Source organism: Pseudomonas sp. (assembly GCF_030690725.1).
Taxonomy (GTDB): domain Bacteria; phylum Pseudomonadota; class Gammaproteobacteria; order Pseudomonadales; family Pseudomonadaceae; genus Aquipseudomonas.
On the sequence record NZ_JAUYGD010000036.1, the window covers coordinates 98,651 to 108,246 of the forward strand.

Consider the following 9,596-nt stretch of genomic DNA (forward strand, 5'->3'; position numbering starts at 1 on the left):
ATCGCAGGGGATGACCATGCGCTACAAGTCTCAATCCGTCGCCTACTGGTATTTCGCCGTCGCCATGGTGCTGTTCGGCCTGCAACTGGTCTTCGGTCTGCTCTCGGCGGCGAAGTACCTGGGGCCGGACCCGCTGCTACAGTTCCTGCCGTTCGATGTGACCAAGGTCATCCACACCAACCTGTTGATCGTCTGGGTGCTGACCGGGTTTATGGGCGCGACCTATTGGATGGTGCCCGACGAGTCACGCACCGAGTTGCATAGCACCAAGCTGGCGTACATCCAGCTCGGCTTGTGGACGGCCATGGGCGTCACCGCGATCATCGGCTACCTGTTCGGCTATGGCACCGGTAACAAGTTGCTCGAACAACCGCTGCCGCACAAGCTCGTGATCGTCATCTGCATGTTGATCTTCCTCTACAACATCGGCATGACGATCAAGAAATCCGGGCGTTTCACCACCACCGAAGGCGTGCTCTTGCTCGGCCTGGGCAGCGCCGCCGTGCTGTATGTTCCGGCCCTGCTGCATTACGAGAACTACACGGTCTCCATCTACTATCGCTGGTGGACCATCCACCTGTGGGTCGAAGGCGTCTGGGAGATGATCCAGGGCGCCTTCCTCGCCTACCTGCTGATACGTCTGTCCGGCGCCGACCGTGAAGTGATGGAAAAATGGCTGTACGTGATCGTCGGCCTGGTCTTCATCGCCGGCATCCTCGGCACCGCACACCATTATTACTGGGTCGGCGTGCCGGGTTACTGGTTGCCGATCGGAGGCGTCTTCAGCGCGCTGGAGCCCGCAGCGCTGGCCGGCATGGCGATATATGCCTACAACGCGTTACGCCGTTCCGGGCTCGCCCACCCCAATAAACTGGCGCTGCACTGGACCCTCGGCAGTGCGATCTTCACCCTGTTCGGCGCCGGTCTCCTGGGCTTGGCCCACACCTTTCCCGACGTTAACAAGTGGACCCACGGCACCCTGATTACCGCCATGCATGGCCACGCGGCCTTCTACGGAGCCTACGCCATGATCATCCTGGCGATGATCACCTATGCCCTGCCGCGCATGACCCGGCGCAACGAGGAAGGCAGCAGCATCGGTTATTGGGCGTTCTGGCTGCAGTTGGCGGGCATGTTCGGCATGACCCTGTCATTCGCCACCGCCGGCATCGCCCAGGTCTACCTCGAACGCATCCTCGGTATGGGCTACCTGGACGTGCAACTGAAGATCCAGGTGCACTTCCTGATGCTGGTGGCCACTGCGTCTCTCTTCGCCCTGGGTGTAGGGCTGTTCATCTTCGATTTCTTCCGCCATGCGCCGCGCTTCGTTATCGACGAGCCCGATCCGGCTCTGGCAACGCCGCCGACCTCAGATGCTGCCTTATGATGGAGCATTCGCTGTCGCACCGCTCTGGCGCGGAGTCCGTACTGCGGGAAGCACAGCCCTATTACCAGCCCTCCGGTGACGAGGTGGCGATCTTCGAGCAATGCCATGCCCAGCAACTGGCGATCATGCTCAAAGGACCAACCGGCTGTGGCAAGACCCGCTTCGTCGAGCACATGGCCTGGCGCCTCAAGCGCCCGCTGATCACCATCTCCTGTCATGACGACCTGAGCGCCAGCGACCTGGTTGGGCGCTTCCTGATCGGTCAGCAAGGCACCCATTGGGCGGAAGGCCCACTGACCCGGGCTGTGCGCGAAGGCGCCATTTGCTACCTGGACGAGGTGGTCGAAGCGCGCCAGGACACCATTGTCGTGCTGCACCCGCTGACCGACTACCGGCGCATCTTGCCACTGGACAAAACCGGCGAAACTGTCGAAGCCTCGCCGCACTTCCAACTGGTGGTGTCCTACAACCCCGGCTACCAGCGCATGCTAAAGGATTTGAAGCCGAGTACCCGCCAGCGCTTCGTGGCACTGGACTTCGACTTCCCGCCGGCCGAGCGCGAGATCGCCATCGTCATGCACGAAGGTGGCACCGACCACGCCACCGCCCACGCCCTGGTCGCGCTCGCGCAGCGGCTGCGTGCCCTGCAGGATCGCGGCCTGGCGGAAGTCCCCAGCACGCGCCTGCTGATCGCCAGCGCACGCCTGATCAGCAGCGGCATCGCCGCCCCCATCGCCTGCCGGGCTGCGCTAATCTCACCGCTGTCCGATGATGCCGCGCTGGTCGGCGCCATGCGCGACCTGGTCGACCTGACATTCATCTGAATGGCCGAAGCCGAAGATGTCATCACCGATGTCGCGCGGCATGCCACGGTCTATGCCCAGGCGTTGTGGCGGCGCCACCACAGTCCCGCGAACGCAGCGAAAGTCGTCACCTTGGCAGATGTCGCGCAACGCCTCGATCTGCTGATCAGGGCCCTGTTCGGCACCAGTTATCCGCTACGTGTCGCGCAACCGCCCTTGCCACCCACGCTGCTGGTAAAGCTGTTCCGGCGTAACGAAAAACCCCGCCAGCAGACCGCCGTTCCTGCTACCGATGGCGTGCATATATGGCTGCCGGGACAACTGGACGGCGCGGATACCCCGCTCGCCCTGGCGCGCTACCGCACCCTCGCCCTGCAACAGGCAATGCGCGCCCAGCGCGGCAGCGCCGCCCACCTGCATGTTCTCGACGATCCGCTGCAGCGCAGCCTCTATCTGCTTCTCGAAGCCTGGGCTGCAGATCGCGATCTTGTACAGCAATTGCCGGGGCTTACCGTCTCGCTGCAGGCGCTACGTCAGCAGGCCTTGGCCAATCGCCCGCCCATGCGCGCCTTCTCCAGCCAGCGCCAGCCGTTGGAAAGTTTCCTGCGTGCCCTGCTGCGCAGCGAATGCGGCCAACCGCTGGAGCATTTGCCGATACCGGCGACAGCGGCCGACTCGCTGCAACAGGCGCAGGCGCTGGCGGCACGCCTTATGTCGGCTGAGCAAACCCGCAGGCTCGGCGCCCAGCCGCTGTTGTGTGACGCCTGGACCGGCGATCTACGTTTGCCGGCAACCGCCTTGAAACTGCCGAAAACTGTCGGCGCCGAAACCGAACCAGCCGATGCCCTGCCGCGCAGCGCGCGCCTGCCGCGCCGACCGAACGTGCGCGAGGCTCATGCCGGCGAGGATGACGCCCAGGAACAGGGCCCGAGCATGGTGCAACCCGGCGAGCCGCTGGAACATGCCGAAGACCCCATGGGCATGTCGCGCCCCACGGATCGGGACACCGCCACCCCAGCCGCCGATTTCGCCGACTCGCTGGCGGAGCTGAACGAAGCCAGACTGGTGGTCGCGCCGGGCCGGCCGAAGGAAGTACTGCTTGCCGACGAGCCGCCAGAAACGCGGGTTCAGCGCAACGCCGAGGCCCCGGCAGCCGACGGGATCAGCTACCCCGAATGGGATTACCGCAGCCAGACCTACCGCGACCCGGGCGCGACTGTGCGCCTGTGCGGCGCCCAGGACGGCCCGCAGCAATGGGTCGACCAGACTCTGGAGACCCACCGTTCGATGCTCGATGCCATCCGCCGGCAATTCGAAAGGTTGCGTGCCAGTCGTGTCAGGCTGCGTAAGCAACTCGATGGCGACGATATCGATCTGGAAGCCTATATCGATGGCTGTGCCGAGGCCCGCGCCGGCCTGAGCATGCCGCAGGCGCTGTACCAGACGCAGCATTGCACCAGGCGTGACATGGCGATCATGCTGCTGATCGACGTCAGCGGCTCCACCGACGGCTGGCTCTCCCAGCATCGACGGATCATCGATGTCGAGCGCGAAGCCTTGCTCCTGGTTTGTCTGGCGCTGGAAAGCATGGGCGAACCCTATAGCGTGCTGGCGTTCTCCGGCGAAGGGTCGCAGCAGGTCACGCTACGCACGCTCAAGGCATTTGATGAGCGCTACAGCGACGAGGTCGGTCGGCGCATCGCCGCGCTCGAACCGGAACGCTATACCCGGGCGGGCGCCGCCATCCGCCACGCCAGCACCTTGCTGATGCGCGAAGCGGCCAGACACCGGCTGCTCCTGCTGCTCTCCGACGGCAAACCGAACGATGTTGACGAGTATGAGGGGCGCTATGGTGTGGAAGACATGCGCCAGGCGGTGACCGAAGCCAAGTTGCAAGGCATCTACCCCTTCTGCCTGACCATCGACCGCCAGGCCGCGAACTACCTGCCGGCGGTGTTCGGCCCCCGCCAATACGCCCTGCTGCCCAAGCCCGAGTTGTTACCCGGGGTGCTGCTGGAATGGATCAAACGACTGGTATCGGCATGAGCTCGATTGCAACAGGGGCGCGCATGGCCACTAGACGGCAGCGGAAAGCATCACGGCAGCGAGCGAAGTTGCCAGTGTCCGCCGAGCCTGAACAACCCACAACCTCGTAGGAGTTCGCTCGCCGTCTTCGATACCGCGCTGTCGCGCAGCAAACTGGGGCACTCAAGGATCACGGGTGATAACCCATCAATCGCGGCGATGGGTTGTCACCCATCCTACGGTTACTGGCTCTAATCAATGGAGTCATATGATCAATGCAGATCAATGGGGTCAGAGTGGAATGGCACTGACTTAAGGATGTAATTCCTTTTTATTCAATAAGTTGCAGATCTACAGCGAGTAGATCGCCAAGCCACAGAGCGCTAAAGTTCTCGATAAGTTGGCCAGTCTGCCGCCCTCTGCGATCCAGTAATATTCAACGTCTAATCGCCAGAGCGATAACGCCCGCTTGTGCTCAAGGCTGTTGCTTTGAAAGCGTTGCTCATAGCCTGCCAGGCGGGCCTTTAAACCAAGTAAAAAGACCAGGTAATTAGCCAGGGCCGCAATCAACAGGAGTATTTCAATACGCTTGGCACAGCGACTGCGGTGCAGATTCAGTCCAAAGCCTAAATGCTCGCTTTTGACGTCTCGGAAACCTTGTTGAACCAGAAGCGGTAATCGCCCCGTACGAAAAGACATTTAACAGGATGGCCATTGAGGATCGCCGGGCATGGGCGCTGGCCGTTTACCAGAGCCCCATTGCGAGCGCACCCAGCATTAACCGAGCTGTCTTTTTGGCGGGCGAACGCTACCGGGAGTTCTTGGCGCCACAGTTGAAGGCTGCAGGTATTGCGAGTGTCGTTCCTATGCAGGGGCTACGTATTGGAGAGCAACTTGGCTGGCTGTCCCGTAATTGCCCTTGACGAGCAGCAGACGAAGAGAACAGTCAGGGGCAGTGAACAATCGGACACCCGGCGTGAAGTAGCACTACGACTCTTTAACCCCGGCACACCCTTGCTATCGACTCTCGCGGGTATGCCACAGGCGCAACAGGTAGAGGGCGGATTCCTGAATTTCGTAGCGCATCTCATAGTGCCCGACCAGAATACGTCGCACCTCGCGCGGATCGAATTCTTCCAGTCGTTCGCCAAGACGCGGATTGCTCAGCAGGGTTATCGGTGCGGCCGTGAGCTGTTGAACCGTGCGCGCAGCGGCAGCCTTGTTCACGCTGGCCAGAAATTCGTAGAGCCTGGCCAAGTCATTGAGCGCCTTGCCGGTCCACTTCAACTCCATCAGCGCGGGACCGGCAGCACAGTGTCGGTGCCAAGGCTGTCGGCCCAGGCTTGGACGGCTTGATGATCGATGACCTGACCGGCGTCAACATCGGCCAGTGCTTCGCGGGTCAAGCGGCTGCGTTCTTCTTCCTGGTCGATCCAGGCAGCCAGGGCCTGCTTGACGATCCAGCCTTTGGAGCGGTCCAGGCGAGCGGCCATCTGATCGACCTTCTCGGCAAGCTGCAGTGGGACGTGCGCGGTGACTACTCTAGTTTCGGCAGTATGTGCCATGGTTGCTACTCCTTAAGTAAGCGCGAAAGACAGGCACGACAGACCACTTTCAGGAGCGGCGATTGTCTGGCGCAATGCGTCTTCATTTGCGCTGGCATTCATCATTTTGATTTCAAATTAATCATAGTGATTAACTTTTTATGGTCAAGGTGCATTGTCAAGGTTGACCGCCCGCTAACCTGATGACGACCTGACCGGCCTGCCCCGGCTAACATGTGGGAGCAATCATGCCCTGCACCCTTAACCCCATCCAAGGACAGCCTATGCAAGCACTTGAAAACAGGATTCCACCGCCCCTGGTCGCGACCCTGTTCGCGCTGTTTATGTGGGGGCTTTCAAGCGTTGTGCCGGGCATCGAGGTGAGCGATTCGCTGCGTATAGCCATCACGCTAGCGGTGCTGGCGTTTGGCGCGTTCTTTTGCCTGGCGGGTGTGCTGTCGTTCCGCCGGGCCAGGACCACGGTCAACCCGCTGAAACCGGAGACGGCATCGGCGCTGGTGAGTTCGGGCATCTACCGGGTTTCGCGCAACCCGATGTACCTTGGCTTTGCCCTGTTTCTCGTTGCCTGGGCGGTGTTTCTTGCCTCGCCCTGGGCGCTGGTTGGGGTACTGGGGTTCACCCTCTATATGAACCGCTTGCAGATTGCCGTGGAGGAGCGTGCGCTTGAGGCGTTGTTCGGCGCTGAATTTGATCACTATAAATCCAGAGTTCGCCGCTGGTTGTGAACCATACTGCCGGGCAACCGGTCAGAGCCTGCCCGCGTTGCTGATGATTGGCTGGTGCGCACGGCACACCCTGCGCGGGTCATGACCGGCGCTTGGGCGGTGCCAACGTCTGGCACGGTTATACATCAATCGCGCAGCCCAACCCATGTGCCCCCGTGGCGTCCAAGCATTGCATCACTCAGGAAATAGCATCGAATGAACAGGTTGTATCTGCTTGGCCTGATAGCCTGCTTTACCAGTCACGCGGCGCTGGCCGGGGCTTCTCCCGTCCTGCTGGACAACAAACAGGCCTTCATCGCCGATTTGATGACGCAGATGACGCTCGAGGAAAAGGTCGGGCAATTGCGCTTGATCAGCATCGGCGGGGATATGCCGCGCCCGCGCATTATCGAGGAGATCGCCGCCGGCAATATCGGCGGCACCTTCAATACCGTCACGCGCCGCGACAATCGCCCCATGCAGGACGCCGCGGTGCAGCGCAGCCGGCTGAAGATTCCGCTGTTCTTCGCCTACGACGTGATCCATGGCCATCGCACGATTTTTCCGATCAGCCTGGCGCTGGCGTCGAGTTGGGATTTGCAGGCGATTGCCCTGAGCGGTCGCATCGCCGCCATCGAGGCCAGCGCCGACGGCCTCGATATGGTCTTCGCGCCGATGGTCGATATCACCCGCGATCCGCGTTGGGGGCGCACCTCGGAAGGCTTTGGCGAAGATCCCTATCTGGTCTCGCAGATTGCCCAAACCATGGTCAAAGCCTTGCAAGGGGCAACGCCCAGCGCCGCCGACAGTGTGATGGCCAGCGTCAAGCACTTCGCCCTGTATGGCGCGGTCGAGGGCGGGCGCGATTACAACGTGGTGGATATGAGCCCGATGCGCATGCATCAGGACTATCTGCCGCCCTACCGTGCTGCCGTTGACGCCGGTGCGGGCGGTTTGATGGTCGCCCTGAATACGATCAACGGCGTGCCGGCCAGCGCCAACACCTGGCTGATGCAGGATCTGCTGCGCCGCGATTGGGGCTTCACTGGGGTCACGATCAGCGATCACGGTGCGATCAGCGAACTGGTCAGCCACGGGATTGCCAGGGATGGTCGCGAGGCCGCCAAGCTGGCGATCAAGGCCGGAATCGACATGAGCATGGCTGACTCGCTGTATCGCCAGGAGCTGCCCGCACTGGTGCGCGCGGGTGAGGTCAAGGTGCAGGAGATCGACAATGCCGTGCGTGAAGTGCTCGGTGCCAAATACGACATGGGCTTGTTCCATGACCCGTACCGGCGCATCGGCATCGCTGCCGAAGACCCGGCTGACGTCCACGCCGAAAGCCGCTTGCATCGCGCCGAGGCCAGGGCCGTGGCGCGCCAGTCGATGGTCTTGTTGAAGAATCACCAGCAGACCCTGCCGCTGAAAAAGACCGCCAGCATTGCCCTGGTTGGCCCCCTGGCGGATTCGCCCATCGACATGCTGGGTAGCTGGTCGGCAGCCGGTAACGCTGCGCAGTCGATAACGCTGCGCCAGGGCCTGAACGCGGCGCTGGGCGAACAGGCGCGCGTAATTTACGCCCTGGGGGCGAACATGACCGATGATCAGCACATTATCGACTATCTGAACTTCCTCAAAGAGGACAAGCCGGTGGTCGTATTGGACCCGCGTCCGCCCGCCGAGTTGATCGCCGAAGCGCTGCAAGCCGCTGAACAGGCCGATGTGATAGTCGCAGCGGTTGGCGAGGCGCGGGGGATGTCACACGAATCGTCGAGCCGCACACGTCTGGACATTCCCCCCAGCCAGCAGGCATTGCTGCGCGCGCTGAAGAAGACCGGCAAACCGCTGGTGCTGGTGTTGATGAATGGCAGGCCGCTGGCACTCAACTGGGAGCAGGCCAATGCCGACGCGATATTGGAAACCTGGTTCAGCGGCACCGAGGGCGGTCATGCGATTGCTGACGTCCTGTTCGGCGATTACAACCCGTCCGGCAAGCTGCCCATCACCTTCCCGCGCTCGGTCGGACAGATTCCGACCTACTACAACCACTTGCGCCTCGGTCGTCCCTTTGTCGAGGGCCATCCGGGCAACTACACCTCGCAGTACTTCGAGGAACCCAACGGGCCGCTGTATCCGTTCGGCTATGGCTTGAGCTATACCGATTTCAGTCTTTCCGAGTTGCAGCTTTCCAGCCGCCGCCTGGCACGCGACGGCACCCTCGACGTCAGCCTGGCCCTGAAAAACACCGGGGCGCGTGACGGCGCGACTATCGTTCAGCTGTATATCCGCGACATTGCGGCTTCCGTGGTGCGTCCGGTCAAGGAATTGAAGCGCTTTCGCAAGGTCACGCTCAAGGCCGGCGAACAGACCCAGGTGCGTTTCAGCATCAATGACGAGGACCTGAAGTTTTTCAACGCGCAGTTGCAGCACCTGGCCGAGCCGGGTGAATTCGAGGTGCAGATCGGCCTGGATTCGCAAACCGTGCAGACCCAACGGTTTGAGCTGCTGTAGCGAGCATCAGGGCCGCAGCAGGCACAGGCCAGGGTCGACTCGGCCTGTGGGCGATGATTCGGCGGTTAAGCGCTGGGAACAGTACGCCATTTGCGGCCGGACGACGCCCCGCATCGGCCGTCAAATTCGCGGCTGCCAGGCGCCCCCGCCCCGACAGGTCGAGCATTAGGTCAGCAATCGACTAAAAAATGGCGATGTACCCGTTATCTGTTGCATGAGAGATAAGGTTTTTGTAGGAGCGGCCGGGCGGCGTTCCGTTTCATCCGCGAAAATCTTCGAAACACTGACATTGTTTCGCGGCTAAAGCCCCTCCCACAAGGTTGCGATCTGGCTCAACAGTTAACCTGATTAGCAATGAACCTCAGCCGTCCGAATCACCCGCTGCGGGTGCGGCCCACAGCGGGCAGCGGCGACGATCAGGCGCGTATGCAGTGTGCTGAGATCGAATCGGCGATTGAATCGATAGGTGAAAGCGGCGAGATATCGGGCCGCATACTTTCGGAAGTCGAATGCATGGTAACTCCCGCTCAGACTGGTCTTGAGGTTGCCCAGTACGGTGTTGATCCACTGGAACTCGGGCAGGTCCTTCGGCTTTCGTCCG

At 61.6% G+C, this 9,596-nt stretch carries 9 protein-coding genes and 1 pseudogene; 6 read left to right on the forward strand and 4 right to left on the reverse strand.

The annotated features are described in order from the left end of the window. Positions 1–16 precede the first annotated feature (16 nt). The 3 genes from Q8O69_RS09165 to Q8O69_RS09175 are packed head-to-tail and all read left to right on the forward strand — an operon-like array spanning position 17 to position 4,236. Complete coding sequence (locus Q8O69_RS09165) at positions 17–1,387, forward strand: cbb3-type cytochrome c oxidase subunit I (protein WP_305591457.1); 1,371 nt, start codon at positions 17–19, stop codon at positions 1,385–1,387. Beyond that, positions 1,384–2,211: a CbbQ/NirQ/NorQ/GpvN family protein gene (locus Q8O69_RS09170; protein ID WP_371136079.1), complete on the forward strand. Its 828-nt coding sequence runs from the start codon at positions 1,384–1,386 to the stop codon at positions 2,209–2,211. Before Q8O69_RS09165 ends, Q8O69_RS09170 begins: the two co-directional genes overlap by 4 nt. After that, entirely contained in the window at positions 2,212–4,236 is a 2,025-nt protein-coding gene (locus tag Q8O69_RS09175; protein ID WP_305591459.1) for a nitric oxide reductase activation protein NorD, read from the forward strand. A 330-nt stretch (positions 4,237–4,566) separates the two neighbouring features. Here the strand turns inward: Q8O69_RS09175 and Q8O69_RS09180 are convergent. After that, a pseudogene (locus Q8O69_RS09180) lies at positions 4,567–4,881 on the reverse strand (IS4 family transposase); the annotation flags it as partial. Between the two features lie 41 nt (positions 4,882–4,922). On the opposite strand from Q8O69_RS09180, the gene Q8O69_RS22180 reads away from it, so the two are divergent. Beyond that, complete coding sequence (locus Q8O69_RS22180; protein WP_371136080.1) at positions 4,923–5,138, forward strand: DUF6884 domain-containing protein; 216 nt, start codon at positions 4,923–4,925, stop codon at positions 5,136–5,138. Positions 5,139–5,232: 94 nt separating this feature from the next. Here Q8O69_RS22180 and Q8O69_RS09185 read toward each other — a convergent pair whose 3' ends face one another. Beyond that, complete coding sequence (locus Q8O69_RS09185; RefSeq protein WP_305591461.1) at positions 5,233–5,508, reverse strand: type II toxin-antitoxin system RelE/ParE family toxin; 276 nt, start codon at positions 5,506–5,508, stop codon at positions 5,233–5,235. Beyond that, the gene (locus tag Q8O69_RS09190) at positions 5,508–5,780 is read right to left on the reverse strand and encodes a CopG family ribbon-helix-helix protein (protein WP_305591463.1); all 273 of its coding nucleotides are present in this window, start codon (positions 5,778–5,780) and stop codon (positions 5,508–5,510) included. The genes Q8O69_RS09185 and Q8O69_RS09190 overlap by 1 nt, the downstream gene beginning before the upstream one ends. Positions 5,781–6,043: 263 nt before the next feature. Between Q8O69_RS09190 and Q8O69_RS09195 the strand changes: the two genes are divergently transcribed. Continuing rightward, on the forward strand, positions 6,044–6,505 hold the full coding sequence (locus Q8O69_RS09195; RefSeq protein ID WP_305591465.1) for an isoprenylcysteine carboxylmethyltransferase family protein: 462 nt from the start codon (positions 6,044–6,046) through the stop codon (positions 6,503–6,505). Between the two features lie 195 nt (positions 6,506–6,700). Continuing rightward, positions 6,701–8,995, forward strand: coding sequence for a beta-glucosidase BglX (gene bglX / locus Q8O69_RS09200; protein WP_305591467.1), 2,295 nt, complete (start codon positions 6,701–6,703; stop codon positions 8,993–8,995). A gap of 348 nt (positions 8,996–9,343) precedes the next feature. Here bglX and Q8O69_RS09205 read toward each other — a convergent pair. Continuing rightward, positions 9,344–9,596: transposase (locus Q8O69_RS09205; RefSeq protein ID WP_305591469.1), on the reverse strand; the 253-nt coding region annotated here is incomplete at its 5' end.

Coding starts and splice junctions, on each gene's coding strand:
- Q8O69_RS09165 (WP_305591457.1), top strand. CDS start 17: ATGCGCTACAAGTCTCAATCCGTCGCCTACTGGTATTTCGCCGTCGCC.
- Q8O69_RS09170 (WP_371136079.1), top strand. CDS start 1,384: ATGATGGAGCATTCGCTGTCGCACCGCTCTGGCGCGGAGTCCGTACTG.
- Q8O69_RS09175 (WP_305591459.1), top strand. CDS start 2,212: ATGGCCGAAGCCGAAGATGTCATCACCGATGTCGCGCGGCATGCCACG.
- Q8O69_RS22180 (WP_371136080.1), top strand. CDS start 4,923: ATGGCCATTGAGGATCGCCGGGCATGGGCGCTGGCCGTTTACCAGAGC.
- Q8O69_RS09185 (WP_305591461.1), bottom strand. CDS start 5,508: ATGGAGTTGAAGTGGACCGGCAAGGCGCTCAATGACTTGGCCAGGCTC.
- Q8O69_RS09190 (WP_305591463.1), bottom strand. CDS start 5,780: ATGGCACATACTGCCGAAACTAGAGTAGTCACCGCGCACGTCCCACTG.
- Q8O69_RS09195 (WP_305591465.1), top strand. CDS start 6,044: ATGCAAGCACTTGAAAACAGGATTCCACCGCCCCTGGTCGCGACCCTG.
- bglX (WP_305591467.1), top strand. CDS start 6,701: ATGAACAGGTTGTATCTGCTTGGCCTGATAGCCTGCTTTACCAGTCAC.